Genomic DNA, 24,388 nt, shown 5'->3' on the forward strand with positions numbered 1-24,388 from the left:
TTAAACTTAACCCCCGTGATTATCAAAATCATGAGTTATTTTTATTATTTTAATTTTTAGCGCCATAACTTTTTCCCGAATAGATTAATTATCATATATTTGCATCCTCAATTTTTAAAGAAAACAAAAATATATTTATAATGACAAAAGCAGATATTGTATCGAAAATTTCGGATAAGAGTGGAATTGAAAAAGCAGATGTTTTAGCGATTGTTGAAGCATTCATGGAAGAAGTTAAAGAAGCATTAGAAAGTGGAGACAATGTTTATTTAAGAGGTTTTGGTAGTTTCATTATCAAAAAGAGAGCTGAAAAAACAGGTAGAAACATTTCTAAAAACACAACAATTAAGATTCCCGCGCATAACATTCCTGCATTCAAGCCTTCAAAAGTATTTACTGAAGGTGTTAAGACGAAAGTAGCTGTTAAGTAATTTTTGTAAGTAAAGTACTAACACAAAAGTCATCATTTTGACTTTTATAAAACAATTTAATTATGCCAAGTGGTAAAAAAAGAAAGAGAGCCAAAATCTCTACTCACAAAAGAAAAAAGAGAGCGAGAGCAAATCGTCATAAGAAAAAGTAAGCAATTGCTTACTTTTTCTTATGCGCTTTTGCGCTTAAACGTTCATTGACATTAAGGTTTAAACACCTTAACACGGTATTTTAAATACCTGTTTACAAATTTTAATCCGTCTTCGTAAAATTTACGTAGGCATAAAAACTACATTCAGATGAAAACAGAATTAATTATTCGTTCAAATTCTTCTGATATTGATTTTGCCTTACTAAGAGATGGTAAACTTATTGAATTAAACAAAGAAACAAGCGACAACAAGTTTTCAGTTGGAGACATTTTTCTAGCTAAAATAGGAAAAGTTATGACTGGCTTAAACGCCGCTTTTGTGAATGTTGGTTATCCTAAGGATGGTTTTTTACATTACCATGATTTAGGTCCTCAAGTACAATCTTTAAATAAGTTCATTAAAAAGGTAAGCACAGGTAAATACAAAGAATTCACTTTAAAAAATTTCCGTTTTGAAGAAGACATCGACAAAAACGGAAAAATTAATGATGTACTAAAGTCAGGTCAAAATTTATTAGTACAAATTGTAAAAGAACCCATTTCTACCAAAGGACCTCGGATTAGTTCTGAGCTCTCTATTGCTGGTAGATTTTTAGTATTAGTCCCTTTTTCTAACAGAGTTTCAGTATCACAAAAAATAGCTGATAACAAGGAAAAGGAACGTTTAAAAAGATTAGCAAAAAGTATCAAACCCAAAGGGTTTGGGCTTATTTTACGTACTGTTGCTGAAGGTAAAAAAGTAGCAGAACTAGACAAAGATTTACAAAACTCTCTTGAGCGTTGGAAAACAATGTGTAAGCGAATTGCCAATACAGATACTCCAACAAAGATATTAAGCGAGTTAAACAGAGCATCTTCAATTTTAAGAGATGTTATGAATGATTCTTTTACAAGCATCATAACCAACGATGAAGCCCTAAAAGTTGAAATTAAAGAATATTTACAAGAAATTTATCCTGAAAAAGAAAAAATAGTGAAACTTCACAGGACACAAATGCCAATTTTTGAAAAATATGGTATTGAAAGGCAAATAAAAACATCGTTTGGCAAAACCGTTTCAATGAGCAAAGGTGCTTATTTAGTAATAGAGCACACTGAAGCGTTGCACGTTATAGATGTAAATAGCGGAAATCGCTCAAACAAGGCTTTAAGTCAAGAAGAAACAGCTTTAGAAGTTAATTTAATTGCCGCCACAGAAATTGCAAGACAATTGCAACTAAGAGATATGGGTGGTATTATTGTTATTGACTTTATTGATATGAAAAGTGCTGAGAATAGACACAAATTATATCTACATTTAAAAGAAGCAATGTCTTTTGACCGTACAAAGCACAAAATTTTACCTCCAAGTAAATTTGGCTTGGTGCAGATTACAAGACAACGTGTAAGACCTGAATTACATATAAAAACAAGAGAACCAAACCCTAATAAAAATGGAGAAGTAGAAGCTCCAGTAATTTTATTAGATAAAATTGAAGCAGAACTAGAACGATTGGTTAGCAACGAAAAAAAGTACAAGAACATCACATTAAATGTTCATCCTTTTCTCGCTGGATACTTAACTAATGGAATGAATTCTATTCGATTTAACTGGTTTTTAAAGCATAAAAAGTGGATTAAAATATTACCTAGAGATGCTTACCAATACTTGCAGTATAAGTTTTTTTACAAAAAAGCTAAAAGCAGTAAGTAAGGTTTAATCTTATTATGAAATAAAACCCCCTTTCAATGTATTGAAAGGGGGTTTTTTGTATTAAAAAAATACCAGTTAAACTAGGTCATAACCTATATCTTTTCTATAGTTCATTTTTTCAAACGATATTTTATCAATGCTTTTATAGGATTTCTCTAATGCCTCTTCAATAGTGTTTCCAAAAGACGTTATTGCCATAACTCTTCCTCCATTTGTAACCACTTTATTGTCTTTGCTCATAGTTCCTGCATGATAGACAATAGAATCTTCAATATCACCATACCCCGTTATCTTCATTCCTTTTTCATATGCTTCTGGATATCCTCCTGACACCAACATAACAGTAGTAGCTGTTTGAGCGGTAATTTCATATGATTTACTTTCTAAAGTTTGATTTGCCACACCTTCAAATAAATCTACCAAATCTGATTTAATTCTAGGTAAAACTACTTCTGTTTCAGGATCTCCCATACGAACATTATATTCAATTACTTGTGGGTTACCATCAACATTCATTAAACCAATAAAAATAAACCCCCTGTAATCTATCCCGTCTTTTTGCAAGCCATTTACAGTAGGTTTAATAACACGTTCTTCTACTTTCTTTAAGAAGGTGTCATCTGCAAAAGGAACTGGCGAAATAGCACCCATTCCTCCAGTATTCAGGCCCGTATCTCCTTCCCCAATACGTTTATAGTCTTTTGCAGAAGGTAATACCTTGTAGTTTTTTCCATCTGTTAATACAAAAACAGAAAGTTCTATTCCATCTAAAAATTCTTCTATAACCACCGTTGAAGATGCTTCGCCAAACTTTTCATTCATCAGCATTTCTTCTAGCTCCGTTTTTGCTTCGTCCAAATCATTAATGATCAACACTCCTTTACCCGCAGCTAACCCGTCTGCTTTCAACACAAATGGTGGATTTAAGGTTTCTAAAAAAGCTTTCCCTTCAGCGAGTGTTTCTTTCTCGAATGATTGATATTTTGCTGTTGGTATATGGTGCTTTTCCATAAATTGCTTAGAAAAATCTTTACTTCCTTCTAATAACGCACCGTCCTTTTTAGGACCTATTACAGAAACATGTTGCAATGCTACATCAGCTAAAAAAAAGTCATGAACTCCTGCTACCAAAGGTGCTTCTGGCCCCACAACTACCATATTTATTTTATGCTGTAACACCGCTTCCTTTACGGCAGAAAAATCGGTTGGGTTGACTGGTAAGTTAGTCGCTACTGCTGATGTTCCAGCGTTTCCAGGAGCTACAAATAAATTATTTACTTTATCGCTTTCAGAGATTTTTTTGGCAAAGGCATGTTCTCTACCTCCAGAACCTAGTATTAAAATATTCATTACTGTGTGTTGTTTTGTCAATGCAAATATATCGAACTCATTTAAACTATCTCTAATCCAAACACATTTCATGTAATTAATTCGAAAAACACAATTATTACAAGTAAAAGTTAAAGAATAATGATAAAACAGCCAAAAAAGTTAAAAAACAAACAAAACACCAACCAAACCAGTCTGTTTGCAAAAAAAATGCATTATTTCTTTTTTTTTACCAAATAAAATATAATTTTTGCTTCTTAAAATCAACTTAATTATTCTTCATGAAGAAATCTTTATTCTCAAACATTTTATTATTATCATTTCTTCTTTTCTCTATTACAACTGTAGCACAGGTTGTTAAGGGAAAAGTAACGGATTTAAACGGAAATGAACTACCCTTCATTAATGTGGTAGAAAAAGGCACTATTAACGGTACAACAACCGATGACAAAGGGGAGTTTTCACTCAAATTAGAAGAACTCCCATCTACACTCGTAATTTCTTCAATAGGTTATACAACAATTGAAAAATTAGTCAACTCAACTAGTTATGTAATCATTGAAATTATTGAATCAAGTGAAAATTTAGACGAAGCTGTTATCGTTGGATCACGTAACAAAGCAAGAACGGCAGTTGATACTCCTGTTCCTGTTGACATTATTAACATAGCAGAACTTACTAAAAATTCACCGCAAATAAATTTAAATCAGATATTAAACTATGTTGCTCCATCGTTCTCTTCTAATACCCAAACAATATCAGACGGAACAGACCACATAGACCCGGCTTCTCTAAGAGGTTTAGGGCCTGATCAGGTTTTGGTTTTAATCAATGGCAAAAGAAGGCATACTTCATCATTAGTAAATGTTAATGGTACTTTTGGTAGAGGTAGTGTTGGTACTGACTTAAACGCTATTCCAGCCGCAGCAATTAAAGACATTCAAGTGCTAAGAGATGGCGCTGCTGCTCAGTATGGATCTGATGCGATTGCAGGGGTTATTAACATCGTACTTAATACGAAGGTTAATGAACTAAACTTATCTGTTATTTCAGGAGCTCATATATCTAAGAACTCGCAAGAGCAACAAGGCGGCATTGATGGAGAAACTGTTAATGTATCTGCAAACTACGGAATCGCTTTAGGTGAAAACGGTGGTTACATCAATTTTACTGGAGATTTTGACTATAGAGATCCTTATAGCAGAATGAGTGAATTTAAAGGCCAAATTTTTAACGCTTACAACTCTGTTGAATGGGTTGCTAATAATTCTGGGTTAGACTTGGCTGACCTAAGCTTAGATGATATTCGTTTCGCCTCTCAAGGGGTTACTCATTTCGATTTAGCTACGAAAAACACGATTAATGACGCAAGCAGTATTGAAGATTTGCAATCTATATTAAATTTCGATACTACGGAAGCAGAATTAACCGTAAGAGGATTGGAAAGAAGCGACTTCAATATGCGTGTAGGCCAATCAGGTTTACGAGGTGGTCGTTTTTTTGCTAATATGAGTTTACCTTTGGACGAAAATGGCACAGAACTATATTCTTTTGCTGGTTTTGGTTCTAGAAAAGGAAATTCAGCAGGTTTTTATCGTTTACCTTATCAATCAAGAACGTATACACCGATTTATATAAACGGTTTTCTACCTGAAATCAATTCTAAAATCATTGACAAATCAATTGCTGTTGGTATCAGAAGTAAAGCTGGTGATTGGGATGTTGATTTTAGTAATACTTGGGGTACAAATAGTTTTAATTTTGAAATTGGAAACACCTCGAATGCTTCTTTATTAAGTGCTTCTCCAACTCGCTTTGACGCAGGAGGATTTAGCTTTACACAAAACACTACTAATTTAGATTTTGTAAACAATTATGAAGATATCTTCAATGGTTTAAATGTTGCTATAGGAGCAGAATATAGAGCTGAGTTTTATGAAATTATTGCTGGAGAAGAAGAGTCTTATACTCAATATGATGCCAATGGATCACCTGTTACTCCAACTGTAGGAGCTGCAACCGACTTCTTTGGAAATGCCAGACCAGGAGGGTCACAAGTATTTCCTGGGTTCTCGTCTAAAAACGCATTGAGTAGAGACAGAAGCAGTTTTGCTGCTTATGTAGACTTAGAAGCAGATCTAAGCGATAAATTACTTGTTAATGGTGCTGTAAGATTCGAAAACTATAGTGACTTCGGTTCTACAATTAACTATAAGTTGGCTTCTCGTTTTAAAGTTAATGACAACTTGAACTTAAGAGCAGGTGCAAGTACTGGTTTTAGAGCTCCTTCGTTACACCAAAGATATTATAATGCTGTCGCAACTCAATTCATTAATGGTGATCCTTTTGAGGTTGGTACTTTTTCAAATGATAGTGATCTAGCTAAACAACTAGGTATTCCTAAATTAAAACAAGAAGAGTCTGCTAGTGTTAGTGTAGGTTTTGCCGCAAAAATTCCGAGTGCTAACCTGAAAATTACTGCAGATGCTTATTTTGTAGCCATTGAAGACAGAGTTATTTTAACAGATCGTTTTGATATTCCCGATGGTTTTACTACCAATGCCAATGCAGCAGCCTTTTTTGCTAATGCCATTGATACGGAATCAAAGGGTCTCGACATTGTAATTACTCATAACACTGAATTAAATGATGAAATGCGTTTAAAATCAGATTTATCAGCTACTTTTTCTAAAACCAATCGTGTAGATGATATTCATTCTTCACAAATACTAGTGGATTCTGGACAAGAGGATAGTTATTTTAGTGAGGCTTCAAGAATTTATTTAGAAGAAGCTGTGCCTAGAACCAAAATAAACTTATCTAATACCTTATCAACTAAGAGGTTTAATGTATTCCTAAGAAATGTATACTTCGGCGAAGTAACTGAAGCAAGCAATAACATTGATAGCCAACAAGTTTATGCCGGTAAACTTGTTACTGATTTATCAGTTGGATTTAAAGCTACAGAAGAATTAACCTTTACTGTAGGTGCTAATAATATACTTGATGTTTATCCGGATAGAACCGATAGCTCTAATAGTAACTTTAGTTCTGGAAGATTTGAGTGGTCAAGAAGATCACAACAATTTGGAATTGGAGGTAGATTTATGTTCGCTCGTTTAAACTTTATTCTGAAATAATAATAACTTTTACGAAAATGAAAAAAATAAAATCAACCATATATATCGTTTTACTTTCAATAGGCTTTGTAGCTTGTAATAGTGAAACTACTGATCCTGTTATAGGAACTAACACTAATACTCAAGAAATAGAAATAGGTTTTAGTGACCCTAATGAAAATGCAGAAGTATTGGAAGACGGAGGTCAATCGTCTGTAGATGTTTCTATTAGTAAATCTTTACCTTATGATGTATCAATTGAATTAGAAATTACTTCTTCTGACGATTCAATAGAAAATGATGCTGGTGAATCTGAAGTAAACTTTGATCGTATGTTAACTATACCTGCAGGAGATACTTCAGTAAGTAGTACCTTTTCATTTGTTAATGATCAGAAAAATGATGGTGCAGAACAGTATACCGTTAAAATTAAAAATGCTTATACAAGTGAAACTTCTACTGAGTATTTTATTATAAATGCTATCGATGTCCGTCAGCGATCTAGAACTATTAACGTATTCGACGTTTTACCACAGGTTATAACTACCACTCTTGGTAATGTTTACATGGATTTAAAATGGGCTGATAGTTCAAAAGACATGGATTTTTATATTTTAAAAGGTCCTGAAGCTGTTTATGCTAACGTTATAGATGCAAGCGAGGGTTATACAACTACTGAATCGGTTACCCTGGCTGAAACCACTAACGACATTAAATATTACATCTATATAAACCAATATGGCTTTACAGCCGATGTTGATTATACCATTGATTATTATTTTCCAGACGGTCAAGTTTTAAATTATTCGGGCACAGTAACTGAAAGCAGTTCAGCCATGACCATGGAAAAAACTACCGATGGAAATACAGTTACCTACATACTCACTAATTTATAAGAAAAAAATGAAAAAGTATTTATATATAAAAAGTTTAATGCTCTTATTTGTGTTGTTTTTAAATGGAGCATGTTCTATAGATGATGATCTACCTATAAATTCAACTAATAAGACTAATATTATTGCCCAGACAGATGAGAGTGCAATAGTTCGTGTAGACGCTTCCGATCTATCGTATCCGGCAGTCATAAAATTTTCAAATCCTGTTACTAGCTTTAGCAGATTGCATTACACGCTTGATGACACGCAAATGGAACTGGACATCGCGCGCGGGACTTCTGAAATTGAAATACCTGTTGATATGTCAGATCCTGCTGTATTTGTAAGAAAATTGACTCTTATTGATTTAAAAGTTATGAATGCTGAAGTTGACAATGCTTCACCAATGATTTCTGATGAATACAATAGCATTCGAATTGTAAAAGGACAAAATACTGTAGTATTCAACTTTACTTGGAGTGATGATAGTGATTTAGATTGTGGAACATTCACCAGTTTTCTGTCTGCTGTCAATGTATCTAATGGAATTACTAGTAGAGAAGTCGCCATATTACCTGATAATGCAAATAATGGGGAGTACTTTTTTACTATACTACCATATACTGTAAACAGCAACCCAATAGAATGCTATGTTGAAGTTATACACGGAACAGAAGTTAGCAACTTTACTGGAAATTTGGCAGATGCTCAGCCTGCTGGCTTTTTTGGATATAATACGTTTGAAGATTTTATAAAAATAACTAAATCAACAGATCCTACTACCGGAGATGTTACTATTAATTTAGAGCAAGTATTATTTTAATACTAAACTTTGTTTTCAGCGACGAAAAGCCATTCAAGAAATTGAATGGCTTTCGTTTATTTTATTCCCTCGCCATTTTTTAAAATATTTTATGGCTGCTATTACATGATAAAACAGTAATTTTAGTTTTTTCGCCGAACCTTTTCTATATAAATGCACTACGTTAACATACGGGTAATAGAGAATTTTCTTTCCTGAAGTATTAATTTTTCTACAGATATCAGCATCTTCCATGTATAAAAAATATCGTTCATCAAAACCTTTTAACTGAATAAAATCATAGGTTTTGAATAACATAAAACACCCATGGATAAAATCAGGGTAAAATTCTTCGCTTAAATCTAGGTTTCTATATTCCTTATGCTCTACCACTTGTTTAAAGAGTCCAAGCCTTCTAGATATCATTTCTAGCACAGTCGGATTCATTCTGCAGGTATACTGTAATTTCCCATCAGGATAAATTACTCTTGGAGAAATCATCGCCAAATTTTTATCTATATCTAATCTCGAAAACAGTTTCTCAAAAATCTCTTTATTAAATTCAACATCAGGGTTTAGTACTAAATGATAGTCTGAAGTATGTTTTATTTGATCAATAACTTTGTTATGAGCTCTCCCAAAACCAATGTTTTCTCGATTTTTTATGTACTGGATTGATTCATTGTTAAAGTTAAATTTACGTTCATTAGAATTATCAATTATATATAGTTTTTTAGAAAATGGTATTTTAAGAAAACTATCAACTGTTTTATGCAAAACATTTTTGTCTTCATTAAAAATAACAATACTACACGATATTCTGACTTTACTCATTTTCTAGTATGCTTTTTCATCACCTTTAAAAATGCTAAAGATTGTTTGTGCTATTATTTTCAAATCTAATGCTAACGACCAGTTTTCAATGTAAAAAATATCGAATCTAACCCTATTTTTAATCTCTGATCTTTTGGTTATTTCTCCTCTATAGCCACTTATTTGTGCCAACCCAGTTATTCCTGGCTTTACATTGTGCCTTTCTATATAATTATCCACATCTTTTTGATATTCTATGGCTAGTTTTTCAATATGCGGTCTTGGCCCTACAACACTCATAGTTCCAATTAATACATTAAAAAACTGTGGAAATTCATCTAAACTTGTTTTCCTTAAAAAAGCACCGATTCTAGTGACTCGGTTGTCGTTTTTACTGGTGTGTATTTCATTTGCCTGATCATTTATTCGCATTGATCTAAACTTGTAACATATAAATTCACCTCCCCTAAACCCTTCTCGTTTCTGTTTAAAAATAGCAGGGCCTTTAGACTCAAGTTTTATTAACAAAAACAACACTAGATATAACCATGATAATACAAAAACACAAATGAGTAACGAAAATATAATGTCAAATATTCGTTTTACAACTCTGTTTCCGATCTGTTCAAAAGGCATCTGCTTTACTTTCAACACCAGAGTGGTATCACCATAATATTCAGAAGTTACATTTTTATTGTATAATTCGTTAGCATTAGGTATAAGCTTAACCAAGCTATTATTATTATTCGCAAACTTCGTAATTTTTCTTATTTCGCTTTCTGAGAGTTCCGTTAACGAACAGTAAACTTCATCTATGTCATTTTTTATGATAAACGATAAGCTCTCTTTGATCTTCCCTTTATATTCTTTATTCCTTTTTTCTATGTCAGAAAAGAAACCATAATATTGGTATCCTAATTCTTTGTTCTTTTTAAATAAATTAATGAGTTTTTTAGTTGAATTATCACTCCCAAGTACGATAATTTTCCGATAGTTTTTACCAGAGGTTCTATACTTTTTCAATAAAAACAGTCCTAAAAATTTGATGAGACCAACCCAAAAGAAAATAACAAACAGCACTATTTTTTGGTTACCTATTAAAACTCCTTCCCTAAAAACAGAGAAATACGAAAAATACCCCAACGTAAATAATAAAAACTGAGCTGCTAATAAACTAATTATTTTAAAGAAAGATGTATACCTATATACTTTATAAAACCCTGTGAAAAATGAGGATATTATCCAAAACAATATCATATAAACTAAAAACTTAGTATTTAGATATTCCTTGTCTTTAATAAAAAAAACTACCCCGACTAGTATTATTAAGTCGGATAGTAGGAATAGCGTGTTTATATATTTTGAGTATCTTTTTTTCAACTATAAAATTGTTTTACCTTTTTTTCTATATATAATTTTAGTTCTTTTTCAAAACGTTCTTTACTGAACTTTAGTGCATTTTGCCTTATTGTTTTTGGGCAAAAATAAATTTTTTCGAAATTCTTTATGGCTTCTATAATATAATCTGGATCTCGTTTTTCAAAAAACACCCCTGTTTCGTTCTCTACCACCGTTTCTAAGAGTCCTCCTTTCTTGAATGCTATTACAGGAGTTCCGCAACTTTGGGCTTCTACAGGTAAGATACCGAAGTCTTCATCAGCTGCAAAAACTAATGCTTTTGCTCTTTGAAGTAGTTTTATCATCATATGTTGAGATGCTCTTCCTACAAATTCTATATTATGTTTAGCTAGTTTTTGTAATACTTTTTTCTCTGGTCCATCTCCAATTACTATTAACTTTTTGTCTGGTAATTTGTTAAACGCTGTTACAATAACATCAATTTTCTTATAGGAAACCAACCTAGAGGCAGCCACGTAGTAGGATTCTTTTTGTTCATGTAATTCAAAGGCATCTGTATCAACTGGTGGATAAATAACCGTTGCTTCTCTATTATATATTTTTTTTATTCTATTCGCTATATATTGAGAATTTGCGATGAAAAAATCAACTCTATTGCTGGTAATTATATCCCATTGACGAATTTTATGCAAAACATATTTTGCATAAAACCCTTTAATTCCTTTATGTAAACCTTTACTTTTTAAATACTCAAAATGTAAATTCCAAGCGTATCGCATCGGTGAATGACAATAACAAATATGTAATTGGTTTTGATGTGTTAGCGCCCCTTTTGCAACAGAAGAAGAGGAAGAAATGACCAAACCGTACTCGCTTAAATCGAAACTTTCTACGGCCAACGGAAAAAGTTGCAAAAATTTTCTGTGATTTTTTCTTGCTGAAGGTAACCTTTGAATAAAACTAGGATTACTTTTTTTTCCTTTTAAAATATCTTTTCTGTCTTTGTCATCTAGAAAATCTACAATTGAAAAAAAATCAAAGTCACTCCAAACATTGGTTATAGATTTAACTACCTTTTCCCCTCCTCCGTAGGTATAAAACCAATCATGTACTAATGCTTTTTTCATATTATAATACTCTCTTTTTTAAACTTGTGATAAAAAATTATTGAATTAAACAAACCATAAACAATTACCCCATCATGTCTATTCAAAATATTCTCGGTTAACATACATAAAAGCATTAACCCAGAGAAAAGTACGTATGGAATACTTTCTTTTCTAATAAACATATTTAAGATCAAACAGTAGCAAAATACTAATAAACCAAAAATACCATTACTCATAAAAACCTGAAGATACTGGTTATGAGTATTAAAATTAAATACTTGATAAACGTTACTATTTATTTGGTTTTCATAGCATTCTTGTAGTTTATCTTGAACATCTCCAACACCTATGCCAAATAACCATTCATCTCTTATTACGTTAACAGCACAAAAATAGATTCCATTTCTAATTTGACCGTTAGTGATTTTTCCTTGTTTAATATGATAATCACCCTCTGGTAATTCAAAATCATAGTTTGTTAAATCTTTAATTCTTTTATAATAACTAGGATTAAACACTAAAGTAACTGAAATAAAAGCAACTAACATTAACATTCCGATTAGGGATTTTCGGTAATTTTTAGTGTAAAATAGATATGCTAACATCAAAATAAAACATGCAGCTAATGGCATCCTTGCACCCAAAATCATTTGCGAATAAATAAAATAAACAATAGTAACTGATATTGGTATGAGCCATTTAATTTGTTGCTGTTTTATTTTGTTTAATAAAGTAAACAACAAAATCAAAAGAGCAACGGAAATCCATAGAGAATAATACGTTCCATGCACTCCTACAAGGTTCTCAAATTCTCTTCTGTATTCCCAGTTCGTTAAACCAAAACCGAATTTTGCACTCAAATAAATTTGGGTATATACAGTTTTAACCAGTAACGAAATAATATAAATACTAAAGAAAATCCCAATTTTAAATTTACTTTCCCTTTTTGAAAAAAAAGAAAAATACAACGGAAATAATACTAAGGGAATTACCCTCACGATAAATTGCAGTGCTTGGTGACTATTTTCGCTGTACACTGAACTTAAAACATACAAAACAGGCAATATTGAAAAAGAAATAATATCTTTAAAACTAGATTTCGAAAATTGTAATACATTAAAACTATTTATAAACTCAGTTACTAGTATTATGCCCATAAATATCATTAGAACGCTTTCAACACCCTTTGGTAAAAGAGGAAATAAAGCTAATGCATAAATCAAGAGATGTCTATTTTTTAACGCTATCTTCATTACTTATATTTATAATTCTATTGAAAACATTAAGGTGTTCACTAACTGATTTACTCCAAGAAAAATTCAGAACTCTCTCTTCCCCTTTTTTAATATAATATTGTTGTACTTTAGTTGAATTCAATAGGTTTGTAATTTTCTTTTTTAATTCAAAATGTGATACTGGGTTAAAGTAACAGGCAGCGTCTCCGCCTACTTCAGGTAAACTTGAAGTGTTTGAACAAATAACTGGCACTCGTGAAACCATTGCCTCTAAAACAGGCAGCCCGAACCCTTCATATAACGATGGTAAAACAACGATTGTTGATTTTTTATATATTAAGGGTACATATGCATCTTCCAAATAACCAGTAAAAACAACGTTTTTCTCTAAATTGTATTGTTTAATGAATAACTGAAGTTTATTATCGGAGGTTAAAAAACCTTCTTTTTTCCCCAAAATCAAAAGCTTATATTGATCTTTTATCTCCTTAGGTAAATCGTTATATGCCTTTATTAGGGTAATCAAGTTTTTGTGAGGTTTAACGTTACCAACAAATAGAATATATTTTTTAGGTAACTTTATATCTTCTTTTTTTATTTCATTAAAATTCAGGTCAATTCCACAATGAATTACATTAATTGATTTTGATCCTGTTTTTAAATATGTTTGAATCTCTTTCTTAGAAAAATTTGAAACTGTTATTATTTCTTCACTACTTCTAACCGCACAGTTGTATAAAAATTTCGCGAATTTGAATTTGAAAAAATTGTAATATTTTTTTTTAACGATATGATTAACATCATGTATCGTGGTAACTTTTTTTTTTGCTTTAATAGGAAATACAGGGGTATTGAAATGAGGGCTCCAGAAAAGATCAACTTTTGGGATTTTAAAAGGATATAATAATTGCTCTTTAATTGAATAAATCGAACAATTAAACTCTATACATTTACATTTTTTTGCCCATGAGAAGTATTTCAGTTCTTTACAATTGCCTAATAAAAAAACTTCATATTTTTCAACTATTTGTGGTAATATGTTCTTTAAATACGTGCCTATTCCTGAACTATTTATCATTCTAGCGTCAATTGCTAATGAATTCTTCTTCATTTTCTGAGGTTTTTGATAATGCGATTAAAATCCCGAATAATATCCACGGATACAGAAAATATATCTGAACTCCAAAAGCGAAAAGATATAAAAAGGCTAACAAAAAATATATTAGCTTTGGATTATGTTTTTGAATTTTTTTATAAAATGCGTAAATGATCATGCCGAAAAACAAAAGCATAAAAAAACCTCCATCAACCAGTATTTGAACTAAACCTCCAAAACCATGTGCATCAGTTTTTCCTTTAGGGCTCCTAGGGATAAAATCTAAATACTCTGGGTTGTTCCTCATGATCGGATAATTTCCTAAACCAATTCCAAAAACTGGATTATCCATAATCATCTCCGGAAAAATAAATAACCCCGCAATCCTTCCCATTACAAGGTTCACGTCTTGCGGTCGTGCTCTCATCTCCGTTTCAACATTTTGTATTAAATAAATATATTCATTCGCTATTTTAACAAAAATAACTGAACTTATTAGTCCTCCTAGAACTATAAAAACAAGGCTAAGCTCTTTAATTTTTTTATATATTTTTTCAAAATAAATAGTTAAATACCAAATAATTAAAAACATAATTCCTGCTTTAGATCTAGCAATAAAAGCAATTGTTAAAAAAAACACCAACCTGTATAAATTATTAAACTTGTCTTTGTATAAAAACGATAAGCAGAAGATAAAACTAAGCATCAACCCGTAAGGGCCTCCCTCTCCATACCACCCTCTTAATCTCGGTATTCTATCATAAACAAAATAAATTCTACCTATGGTGTTTGTAATAAATAGAATGTAAAAAGTTACATGAATTATAACTAGCCAAAAATTCAGTTTTACTATGGATTTTAAAATACTTCGAATTTCCTCAATACTCTTATTTTTAAAATAATTGTAGGTTATAGTTACTAAGTTAACGCATGCTACTAGTTCTAAAAACCTTCCTAAACTTATAAGATAAGGCTTTTTTAAAACTGAAACACTCTCAAGTAGAAAAAAACTCCTAAAAGGATTGAATATAAGGGTAAGTATAAACCATGTTAATATGAACAAGAACATCCATAAAACCCATTTATTAATCTTTCTAAAATAAATGAACGGCGTTGCTAATAATAATAAAATCTCTGTTACTTTTACAACATTAATTTTTAACTCAGTAAACTGCACACAGAAAGTAATGAATAAAACAAACAGTATCGGTTTATATTTTATTTTAACTATCTTATTCATGTTTACGAATTAAAAAAGGAATGTAAATAGCATACATATTCAATTTTTTATACACAACAAACAGCGCTATTACGTTCGTTAAAACTATTGATATTCCTGTTGATAAAGCTGCGCCAAAAAGCCCTAGGCTTGGTATCAACAATATGTTCAAGATTACATTTAAAATTGCCGTTAAAAACGTTATTCTTCCCAAATACCTTTCATTTCCTGTCATATTAAGTATGATGTCAACAAAACCTGATATCGCGTAAAAAAACTGACAAAAACACAAAAACACAAGTGCTGAATGACCTCTTAAATAAGGCTCTCCAAAAAATAACAAAATTTTCTCGCTAAAAACTAAAATTACTATTAAAAATGGCAGGGTTATGTAAAAAATCAGTTTAGCAGATTTATTTATAACCTGTTTCAATTCGACTTCTTTCTTCGATGAAAACAATGAAGATACTTTGGGGGATAAAACAGCTCCGTATACAATTAGAAAAACGGTGTTTACAGAAGTGATTTGAGTGACTATTCTGTATATACCAACGTTTTCACTTGTTTCTAAAAATCCTAGCACTAAAATATCTATCGAAAAAACAACATACATCATAGAGGCGCTTGCCATCATTGGTAGACTCTGGGATAGAATTTTTCTGTTAGAAATATTTTTAACCTCCTTTTCGTACCTAATGGGAAATGTTTTAAATAAGGAGACAATAGTAGCTGCCAAGATGCTTACTAAAAACCCATAAATTAAATATTCTTCGTTTATAAATTTATAATAATAAACAGCAAATAATATGGAACATAAAAAAACTACATTATTAAAAAAAGAGCTTAAAAAAGAAAATGCTAAAATTCTTTTTTGCCCTTTAAATAAATTGCTGTTGTAATTATGAATCGTTATTGCAATAAAAAGCACTGGGAAAACATTAAAATAACTCTCAAGTTTTTCATCCTTGAAAAAGGAAATACTAAGTTCTTTCTTGAAAAAAAAGATTGCTGCTGAAATTATTATTGACGTAATTAAGATTAAAACATACGATTTTTTCACAAAATTTGATTTGTGTTTTTTGTTATAAAAATGTTCCTGATCCGCTGCAAATTTCGTGGCTAAAGTGTTAGTTCCTAAAGTCGAAATAATAATAAGCAAAATAAGTAGTGATTTTATTATTGAATACCTACCATATACCTCAGAGCCAAAGTATTTAGCAATAACCAAAGCTAAAACATAAACTATAACCAAGTTTAACGCATAAAAAAGAAAGTTTAAACCAGCTCCTTTTATAATTTCTAAAATATTTTTTTCAAAAATCTTCATTACCTTAAACTTTTCCTTTTACGCACCAATCATGCATACTCCTAATTCCATCTTTTAACTCAACAGTATGCTTACACCCTAACCTATGCAGCGTAACATCAGTAACCTTTCTTATAGTTCCATCTGGTTTTCCTATATTAAACACCAAACTCCCATTAAACCCTATTATATCTTTTATTCCTACTGCTAATTCTTTAATAGAAATTTCTTCTTTTTTATCTTCTGACAGCAATTTAGCTAGGTGCATTTTTCTTATTAACGAAGGTAATACATGTGTTTTTTCAAGATCAAAATTATCATTAGGTCTATTTAAACTTGTAGGCATTACTGGTATAACGTTTGTTTTATACTGTAAATTATAACTTTCACCTATTTTTATCCCTGCAATTTTCGCTATTGCATAGGGTTCATTTGTGTATTCAAGTGGGCCTTCTAATAACGAATCTTCCTTGATTAGTAGCGTCGCTTTTTTAGGGTAAATACATGTGCTTCCTAAAAACAACAGTTTCTTTACATGGTGTTTATAGCTTTGATGAACTACGTTATTCTGTATCATCAAGTTATTATAAATAAACTCGTCTCTATATTCATTATTAGCCCAAATTCCGCCAACTTTTGCCGCGGCTAAAAAAACGTATTCTTGTTTTTCTTTTCTAAAAAAATTGCTTGTAGCTCGTTGGTCTGTTAAGTCTAATTCTGAGCTTGATCTAGTAATAATATTAACATATCCTTTCTGTAAGAGTTTTTTTACAATTGCACTATCCACCAATCCTTTATGCCCTGCAATATATATTCTAGCCGCTTTATTTATCATAGTGGCTCGAAGTGTTAGATAAACTTTCGGAAATAAAGTTCGTTGCGTCCGTCATATCTCCATAATGCAAAAAGAGCCTTCTATCATCTTCATGTGGGTCTTGATAAAGATGATCTATACGTTGCGTATTACAGCTTGAAACCCTTATTTTTATTCCGTGAACTTCATGCCCTTTCTCCAATAACAACTCCCTCAAATACGCTCCGTCTTGCCTTGTTATTCCTGTTATTAAGGCTGTTTTTTTCATCTCTAGTAGAAGTTTGGTAATTCTTTGTCTCTTTCAGATAATTCAACTTCTCCATCTGATAATTGCCAATTAATATTTAAAGTACTGTCATTGTACACTATGCCACCTTCAGATTCTTTATTGTAATAATTATCGCACTTATAAGCAAAGATTGTATGGTTTTCTAATACTGAATATCCATGTGCAAACCCTCTAGGGATAAATAGTTGTTTCTTATTTTCTCCTGATAAGACTACTGAAAAGTGCTGACCAAACGTTTTCGATTTTTCTCTTAAATCTACAACAACGTCCAATACTTTCCCTGTTATTACTCTCACCAATTTCGCTTGCGAAAATTCTCCTTGTTGAAAATGCAATCCTCTAATTATTCCTTTATTTGAAAAAGCTTCATTGTCTTGAACAAACGTCACGTCTACCTGAGTAAGTTCTCTGAATTTCTCTTGGTTAAAAGTCTCAAAAAAATAACCTCTCGAATCATCAAACACTTTGGGTTCTATAACAAAGCACCCATCTATGGGAGTTGTGGTAATATTCATAAAGGCTACTTTTTCTTGTTATAGTTTTCCAAATATCCGTTTAACTTAGCAAGTAACAAATACATGATTATCAGTCCTAAAAACAGCAAACCAACTTGTGCAGATCTATTTTTAGAAATCCCTTGAACCTTATAACCAATTGGTTGAAAATTGGAAATTATATTTACTACTTCAGACTTCTCTGATTTTTCTTTGCTAATTGTTTTCAACTCCTTATTGAGTTTTAAGGTGGTTGTAAATAACTCAAGTTCTTTACTTTTTTTCTGAGCATTATTTAAATTAATATTCGTGCCTTGGTGCGTTAATTTGACTTCTTCTAAAAGAACTTTTTTATAAATATTGTGCAATGAATCTGCTTGAGCTAAATTTTTCCTTAACAATTTATCTGTTCTGTTTAGGTTTTCGTTGGTTAACTCTTTCAGCTTATTAAAATAATTATTTTCTGTAATGGCGGCAATTATGATATCGTCAAGTTTAGAAAACACGTCATTCTTGGTTGAATAAACTTCTATATTATGTACTTTGTAATTATACTTAGTAAACGTTTTTTTAAAATCTGAAAACGTATATTTTCTTACCGTTAAGGAATCTGCAGATAATAACAAATCATTATAGGCTGTTACGATGTCATTTTCATTCTTAATTGGAGCTATTATAAACTTTTTTAAAGAAACTGCCTCCTCATTATCTAGATTAAATGTTTCAGATAATACACTTATATTTTCTTGCTTTACAAGGTTGTTGTAAAAATCAATATTATTATATAATTGCCTTGCACTATTAAAATTGGTTTGTACCAAAAGGTTTGACCCGAATTTGTTTGCCTCTTTGATTTCTATAATTAACCCAATAACAGCTCCAATGATAAAAGCTATGCCAAGTTTTATATAATTCTTCTTAAAGAAAAGCAGTATTAATATGAAAAAATGAAAACAAGAGGAAAGTATATTTCCTATACCAGTAAAAACTTTAGAAACACCTCTACCTATTATTACAAATAATGACCCTAAATCAACTTCTTCTTCGTTTTTATTGTTCCCCATGTCTTAAAAAATTTGTTCCAATATTTTCTGTGTAATTGCATACGTTGGTATCACTCCACTCATTCCCAATCCTCCAGAGGCTAATGTTGCTCCGGTTTCTAAAGGGTTATCTGAGGCGTAATACGCATAACGTACTTTAACATTTTTTGATATATTTCCTCTAATTTTTGAAGCTGACTGAATTGCCTTTTGGTAGTGCGCTCCTTCCATTTCTAATCCAATCACATTCCATGTAGAGTCATGGAAAAATTTTAACAAGTCTTTATTTTGTAGTGAGGTTCCTAAAACGGAAACCATTGTTCCATCAAATACCTCAACACCAAAGCCTTCTAAATCCGACTTAGATAACTCATTTTCAAATGGATAATTATCTGCGGTTCCTTCAAAGATATGCGAAGAAGGAATCATAATGTCTCCTTTTCCTCCTTCTAGTATTCCCGCTTTACCCATTATTGAAATTGACTCAACATCTAAATGAATCTCTTCGTCCTTTATTTTATAGGGCTTCAATAACTCATCCATAGTTTCATAAGCCTGCTCACCAAAAGCATAATCCATCACTATAATAACAGGTTTTTTGTCTAACGAGTTAACTTTATTATATGAAATCGCATCAAAATTTATTTTATCCGAATCAATAATTTGCACATTGATATTTGTTCCTGAGGCGTCTTTTAAATAAATCAATCCGTTTTTAGAAGCGTGTTGTTTAACTTTCGACTGTAACGTTTCACTATTTGAATCACTTAACAACTCAAAAAGCTCAAAGCTTTGATGTTTTAGCGTTTCCTTTGGAAGTGCCTCTTTCGCATAAACACTATTCATTACACTATGCATATTAGCACTGATGATATGAATTGGTCGTTTAATTAAATCGTTTTCCAATAAGGTTTTCTTAATATTATTCGCCCAAACCTCTCCATAAATATGATGCCCTATCTCTTCAATTAAAACTGAGCTGAACTTTATCGACCTTTTCTGATCTAACAGAACCTCATTAATTGCTAATTTCCCTAACCAATATATTAGGTGTAAAAATCGACTTGGATTTTCTTCTGTACTAAATGAATTGTAGGTGCTATAAACCTCTTCATAGGTTCTTCCTAATATATTCCCTAAATGAGCGATCATTACATCTTTTTCCTCTTCCGTAAGTGTTTTATTATATAAAACTACATCTTCTAAGTATACCCATTCTCTGATAAATTTTTCTCCTGAGCTTCCAATGCTTACTCTATCTTTAATTTTATGAGACTCTATAAACAAAAACGTAAGATGCGTTAAAATATCGTAAATTTCAGATCTTCCTCTGGTAATTTCAATATTCATTTGATCTTTATCAATACGATAGCAATTCCTTCTTCTTTTAGGCGGAACTATCACCTTAAAATGTGAATTTCTGTACCCTTCATCTGCCGTTAAGTTAATGAACTGACATTCTTCAATTCCTTCTGGCAAACGCTCAATCACGTACTTTAGACCATTCAATTCCATTCTATCTTCTGCTATTGAGCCATAAATTTCAGGACGCAGTGCTAAAAGTGATTTTCTTAGTGCTTCTCCAGAAACTCCCATCGGTTTATAAAATCCACGGCTAAAAAGATGCCTCATAGATATATATAAACGTTCTATTGCATTTGTTGATTCTTGCGCCCTTGTTCTTTCTTTCTGGTTTGGTTTCAACATATTTTATCTAATCAAAAATTTTAAGTTATTGACTGTGTTATTTTTTAAGTATTGATGTATACTTTACACTATCTTTTAATAATAAAACCGCTTGTTTTATAGTTTCATCATTTTGTAATTGATGCTTGTACATCCCTTCTCTATAGTGAGACTGTTTCATGATTTCTTGTTCAATCTTAGTTAAAAGGATGTCTTGATTTTCTGTAATTCTTTTAACTTTATCTTCTTTTAACTTTAACAACATACGATCGTATTCGTCTTTTATAATATTTTTGTTTTCTAAAGATGTATAGGCTTTTTTAAATAATTTTTCCTCTTTAGTTACGAAAACGGTGTCTGATGAAAATAAGTATTCTTTAAAATCATTAAATTTACTGGTATCAAAAGTAAAATTTAACGAATCTATATCCTTTGCATTATAAACATAATCGGTAACAAAATTAAAAATAGCTCTCGACTTTAACAATCTTTTAGTTTCTTTATTTTTTTGAGAATGCTTTGCTTCTACGTCTGGTGCTACTCCACCTCCATCATAAACTATTCGACCGTTCTCTGTTGTAAACTTATTTACTTCCCTTTCTGAGAATTTAGGCACTTTTCCGGTTTTAGAATTCCTGTTCCCATAATCTAATTCTTGAATACACCTACCACTCGGTGTATAATATTTTGAAATAGTCACTTTCATCTGAGTTCCATAATTCAAATTGAAATATCGTTGTACCAACCCTTTACCAAAAGAACGCTCTCCCATTACAACTGCTCGGTCATAGTCTTGTAATGCTCCAGAAACTATTTCAGATGCCGAGGCAGATCTCCCGTCAATTAGTACAATTATTGGTATTTTGGTATCAAGTGCCTCTCTATTGGTATTATATGTTCTGCTGTTTTTTTTGATTTTCCCTCTGGTGTCAACAACTTTTTTTCCTTTAGGGATAAATAAATTGGTAATATTCACGGCATCAAAAAGAGAACCTCCTGGATTACTTCTTAGGTCAAATACTAATTTATTCATTCCTTTCTCTTTCAGTTTTTCAAACGCCTTTTTAACTTCTTCAGTTGCCTTTTCACTCGTGAATCGAGTTAAAACAATATACCCTGTTTCTTCGTCAACCATATCATAAAACGGCACTGGGTTTACAATAACTTTATCTAGCTTAAGGGTAATATTTAATTCCGTGTCTCTTCTTTGTACAATTAAGGGTAGCTCTTTATTAGGTGTTCCTTTAAGAACTTGTGATAGCTGACTTCTTTCAAGCCCTTTTAGTTCTTGCCCATCTGCACTCGTAATCAAATCACCAGCCCTTAGGCCCGCTTTGTCTGCTGGAAAGCCTTTATAAACCTCAGACAAAACAATGCCTCGATCAGAATAATATGATAAAACTCCGATACCTCCGTATTCTCCTTCTCTTCGTATTCTTACATCTTCAACATCTTGTTCGTTATAAAAATTCGTATATGGATCTAGGGTTTTTAGTGTGTTTTTAATAGCCTTGTCAGTTAAATCTCCTGGATTTATCTCGTCTATATAATTTATGTTTAATTCTTTAAAAAGGTTATTGTATATTTCTATTTGTTTCGCTATTTCAAAAAAGCGAGACTGAAACGAAAAGAAAGCCGCAATCATTATTGCGAAACACGACAAAAGTATTTTTCTATTTTTCATCCATATTAATTTTTGCTATGAAAAGCGATAATATTTTTTTCATCTTCAACTCAATATCTACATAGGACCACTCATCTTTTGCAAGATAGGAAATCATGAACACATATGGCTTTTTTACTTCCGAATACACTATATATTTTTCCTTGCGATAGCTTTCCTTTAAAAGTCTTTTTATTCTATTTCTATCTACCGCTCTTTTAAAATTTCGCTTAGGTACCGATACGCCAACTTGAGCCGGGTACTTTGAGTTATGTGTTGTTTGTATATAAACCATTCTAAGAGGAAAAACCCTAATAGATTCACCTTCTTTATATAGTTTTTCTATTAATTTCCTACTTTTTAACCGCTCCTCTTTTCCTAAAGTAAATCTCATCATATACAAACATACATAAACCTTTAGTAATAACCATTTTTTTGAGTATTTTTGAGCCAACCAATGCGTATAAAGATCGCTACTGTATTTTTACAAACATCTTTTACTAATTCACATCGTCATCGTAACAATTAGTAAACAACTAATTTTAAAAACAATTATTTATGAAACCTGATTTATTTCAAGCTCCTGATTATTACCAAGTTGATGATTTACTAACAGACGAGCATAAGTTAGTACGTGACAGCACTCGTGAATGGGTAAAGAAAAACTTATCTCCTATCATTGAAGAATATGCTCAAAAGGCAGAATTCCCGAAGGTATTGATTAATGGCTTAGCTGAAGTAGGAGCTTTTGGGTCGTATATACCCGATGAGTACGGAGGTGCTGGTTTGGATCAAATTTCATACGGTTTAATTATGCAAGAATTGGAGCGAGGTGATAGTGGTATTCGATCAACGGCTTCAGTACAGTCTTCTTTAGTTATGTGGCCAATTTTTAACTATGGAAATGAAGAACAAAAAAGAAAGTACTTACCTAAATTAGCAAGTGGTGAATGGATTGGTTGCTTTGGTTTAACAGAACCAAATCATGGATCTAACCCTTCTGGAATGGAAACCAAATATAAAGACATGGGTGACCATTATTTATTAAATGGTGCTAAAATGTGGATTTCTAACTCTCCTATAGCCGATGTCGCTGTGGTATGGGCTAAAAATGAGGAAGGAAGAATTCATGGTTTGATCGTAGAACGTGGTATGGAAGGATTTTCTACTCCAGAAACTCATAATAAATGGTCATTAAGAGCTTCTATTACTGGGGAATTAATTTTTGATAATGTAAAGGTTCCAAAAGGAAATATATTACCGAAAAAATCTGGTTTAGGCGCGCCTTTACTTTGTTTAGATTCAGCTCGTTATGGTATTGCATGGGGTGCTATTGGTGCGGCTATGGACTGTTATGACACTGCTCTTCGATATGCTAAAGAACGTACTCAATTTGGAAAGCCTATTGGTCAATTTCAATTGCAACAAAAAAAATTAGCTGAAATGATTACTGAAATCACGAAGGCTCAATTATTAGCTTGGCGATTAGGGGTGCTAAAAAATGAAGGTCGTGCTACCTCGGCTCAAATTTCAATGGCAAAACGTAACAATGTTGATATGGCTATAAAAATAGCTCGAGAAGCTAGGCAGATATTAGGCGGAATGGGTATTACAGGAGAATATTCTATTATGCGACATTCAATGAACTTAGAAAGTGTAATTACATACGAAGGTACACACGATGTGCATTTATTAATTACAGGGTTAGACATTACTGGCTTAAATGCTTTTAAATAAATAAAAAAGTGTTCTAAAAACGCAGGGTAATTTGTTTTTAGAACACTTTTTTTAATACTATTTCCCTCCGTTTGGAGAAACTATCACACCTGTAAGACAACAACTATATTAGAATACACCTTAT

The 24,388-nt window shown here is 31.7% G+C and carries 20 protein-coding genes and 1 pseudogene; 6 read left to right on the plus strand and 15 right to left on the minus strand.

Translation table 11 applies throughout. The features are described from left to right. Nucleotides 1–140 precede the first annotated feature (140 nt). Both AC2TDS_RS11050 and AC2TDS_RS11055 read left to right on the plus strand, forming a co-directional pair. Nucleotides 141–431, plus strand: a complete 291-nt coding sequence (locus tag AC2TDS_RS11050) for an HU family DNA-binding protein (RefSeq protein WP_484735648.1) — start codon at nucleotides 141–143, stop codon at nucleotides 429–431. A 300-nt stretch (nucleotides 432–731) separates the two neighbouring features. After that, nucleotides 732–2,276 (plus strand): Rne/Rng family ribonuclease, encoded by a 1,545-nt coding sequence (locus AC2TDS_RS11055; protein ID WP_484735649.1) that lies wholly within the window; start codon nucleotides 732–734, stop codon nucleotides 2,274–2,276. Between the two features lie 75 nt (nucleotides 2,277–2,351). Here AC2TDS_RS11055 and purD read toward each other — a convergent pair whose 3' ends face one another. Continuing rightward, complete coding sequence (purD, locus tag AC2TDS_RS11060; protein ID WP_484735650.1) at nucleotides 2,352–3,626, minus strand: phosphoribosylamine--glycine ligase; 1,275 nt, start codon at nucleotides 3,624–3,626, stop codon at nucleotides 2,352–2,354. 260 nt (nucleotides 3,627–3,886) lie between these two features. Between purD and AC2TDS_RS11065 the strand changes: the two genes are divergently transcribed. From AC2TDS_RS11065 to AC2TDS_RS11075, 3 genes are read left to right on the plus strand one after another with little or no spacing between them, the layout of a single operon-like run. After that, nucleotides 3,887–6,745 (plus strand): TonB-dependent receptor, encoded by a 2,859-nt coding sequence (locus AC2TDS_RS11065; protein WP_484735651.1) that lies wholly within the window; start codon nucleotides 3,887–3,889, stop codon nucleotides 6,743–6,745. Between the two features lie 17 nt (nucleotides 6,746–6,762). Further along, complete coding sequence (locus AC2TDS_RS11070; protein ID WP_484735652.1) at nucleotides 6,763–7,620, plus strand: hypothetical protein; 858 nt, start codon at nucleotides 6,763–6,765, stop codon at nucleotides 7,618–7,620. Between the two features lie 7 nt (nucleotides 7,621–7,627). After that, on the plus strand, nucleotides 7,628–8,422 hold the full coding sequence (locus tag AC2TDS_RS11075; protein WP_484735653.1) for a hypothetical protein: 795 nt from the start codon (nucleotides 7,628–7,630) through the stop codon (nucleotides 8,420–8,422). A gap of 33 nt (nucleotides 8,423–8,455) precedes the next feature. Here AC2TDS_RS11075 and AC2TDS_RS11080 read toward each other — a convergent pair whose 3' ends face one another. The 14 genes and pseudogenes from AC2TDS_RS11080 to rnpA all read right to left on the minus strand — a co-directional run bounded on the left by AC2TDS_RS11080 (nucleotide 8,456) and on the right by rnpA (nucleotide 22,924). Further along, a complete protein-coding gene (locus tag AC2TDS_RS11080) occupies nucleotides 8,456–9,235 on the minus strand; it encodes a glycosyltransferase (RefSeq protein ID WP_484735654.1) in 780 nt (259 codons plus the stop codon). 3 nt (nucleotides 9,236–9,238) lie between these two features. Further along, nucleotides 9,239–10,594 carry an undecaprenyl-phosphate glucose phosphotransferase gene (locus AC2TDS_RS11085; protein ID WP_484735655.1) on the minus strand — a complete coding sequence of 452 codons (1,356 nt, stop codon included), beginning with the start codon at nucleotides 10,592–10,594 and terminating at the stop codon, nucleotides 9,239–9,241. Next, nucleotides 10,591–11,700 carry a glycosyltransferase gene (locus tag AC2TDS_RS11090; protein WP_484735656.1) on the minus strand — a complete coding sequence of 370 codons (1,110 nt, stop codon included), beginning with the start codon at nucleotides 11,698–11,700 and terminating at the stop codon, nucleotides 10,591–10,593. Before AC2TDS_RS11090 ends, AC2TDS_RS11085 begins: the two co-directional genes overlap by 4 nt. Further along, nucleotides 11,697–12,839: an O-antigen ligase family protein gene (locus tag AC2TDS_RS11095; RefSeq protein ID WP_484735657.1), complete on the minus strand. Its 1,143-nt coding sequence runs from the start codon at nucleotides 12,837–12,839 to the stop codon at nucleotides 11,697–11,699. Before AC2TDS_RS11095 ends, AC2TDS_RS11090 begins: the two co-directional genes overlap by 4 nt. A 73-nt stretch (nucleotides 12,840–12,912) precedes the next feature. Continuing rightward, nucleotides 12,913–14,028, minus strand: coding sequence for a glycosyltransferase family 4 protein (locus AC2TDS_RS11100; protein WP_484735658.1), 1,116 nt, complete (start codon nucleotides 14,026–14,028; stop codon nucleotides 12,913–12,915). Beyond that, on the minus strand, nucleotides 14,003–15,253 hold the full coding sequence (locus AC2TDS_RS11105) for an O-antigen ligase family protein (RefSeq protein ID WP_484735659.1): 1,251 nt from the start codon (nucleotides 15,251–15,253) through the stop codon (nucleotides 14,003–14,005). The genes AC2TDS_RS11100 and AC2TDS_RS11105 overlap by 26 nt, the downstream gene beginning before the upstream one ends. Beyond that, complete coding sequence (locus AC2TDS_RS11110) at nucleotides 15,246–16,559, minus strand: oligosaccharide flippase family protein (RefSeq protein ID WP_484735660.1); 1,314 nt, start codon at nucleotides 16,557–16,559, stop codon at nucleotides 15,246–15,248. Before AC2TDS_RS11110 ends, AC2TDS_RS11105 begins: the two co-directional genes overlap by 8 nt. A gap of 4 nt (nucleotides 16,560–16,563) precedes the next feature. Further along, on the minus strand, nucleotides 16,564–17,370 hold the full coding sequence (locus AC2TDS_RS11115; protein WP_484738937.1) for an NAD-dependent epimerase/dehydratase family protein: 807 nt from the start codon (nucleotides 17,368–17,370) through the stop codon (nucleotides 16,564–16,566). Nucleotides 17,371–17,404: 34 nt separating this feature from the next. Next, a pseudogene (locus AC2TDS_RS11120) lies at nucleotides 17,405–17,620 on the minus strand (GDP-mannose 4,6-dehydratase); the annotation flags it as partial. A gap of 2 nt (nucleotides 17,621–17,622) precedes the next feature. Continuing rightward, a complete protein-coding gene (gene rfbC / locus AC2TDS_RS11125) occupies nucleotides 17,623–18,156 on the minus strand; it encodes a dTDP-4-dehydrorhamnose 3,5-epimerase (RefSeq protein ID WP_484735661.1) in 534 nt (177 codons plus the stop codon). Nucleotides 18,157–18,161: 5 nt separating this feature from the next. Next, the gene (locus tag AC2TDS_RS11130) at nucleotides 18,162–19,199 is read right to left on the minus strand and encodes a hypothetical protein (protein ID WP_484735662.1); all 1,038 of its coding nucleotides are present in this window, start codon (nucleotides 19,197–19,199) and stop codon (nucleotides 18,162–18,164) included. 3 nt (nucleotides 19,200–19,202) lie between these two features. Next, nucleotides 19,203–20,885: a DUF6909 family protein gene (locus AC2TDS_RS11135; RefSeq protein WP_484735663.1), complete on the minus strand. Its 1,683-nt coding sequence runs from the start codon at nucleotides 20,883–20,885 to the stop codon at nucleotides 19,203–19,205. Between the two features lie 37 nt (nucleotides 20,886–20,922). Continuing rightward, nucleotides 20,923–22,548, minus strand: a complete 1,626-nt coding sequence (locus AC2TDS_RS11140) for a S41 family peptidase (protein ID WP_484735664.1) — start codon at nucleotides 22,546–22,548, stop codon at nucleotides 20,923–20,925. Beyond that, the gene (gene rnpA, locus AC2TDS_RS11145) at nucleotides 22,538–22,924 is read right to left on the minus strand and encodes a ribonuclease P protein component (RefSeq protein WP_484735665.1); all 387 of its coding nucleotides are present in this window, start codon (nucleotides 22,922–22,924) and stop codon (nucleotides 22,538–22,540) included. Before rnpA ends, AC2TDS_RS11140 begins: the two co-directional genes overlap by 11 nt. A gap of 161 nt (nucleotides 22,925–23,085) precedes the next feature. Here rnpA and AC2TDS_RS11150 point away from each other — a divergent pair, with 161 nt between their 5' ends. After that, on the plus strand, nucleotides 23,086–24,264 hold the full coding sequence (locus AC2TDS_RS11150) for an acyl-CoA dehydrogenase family protein (RefSeq protein ID WP_484735666.1): 1,179 nt from the start codon (nucleotides 23,086–23,088) through the stop codon (nucleotides 24,262–24,264). The last annotated feature ends 124 nt before the right edge of the window (nucleotides 24,265–24,388 follow it).

It is taken from the genome of Tenacibaculum profundicola, from assembly GCF_057220795.1.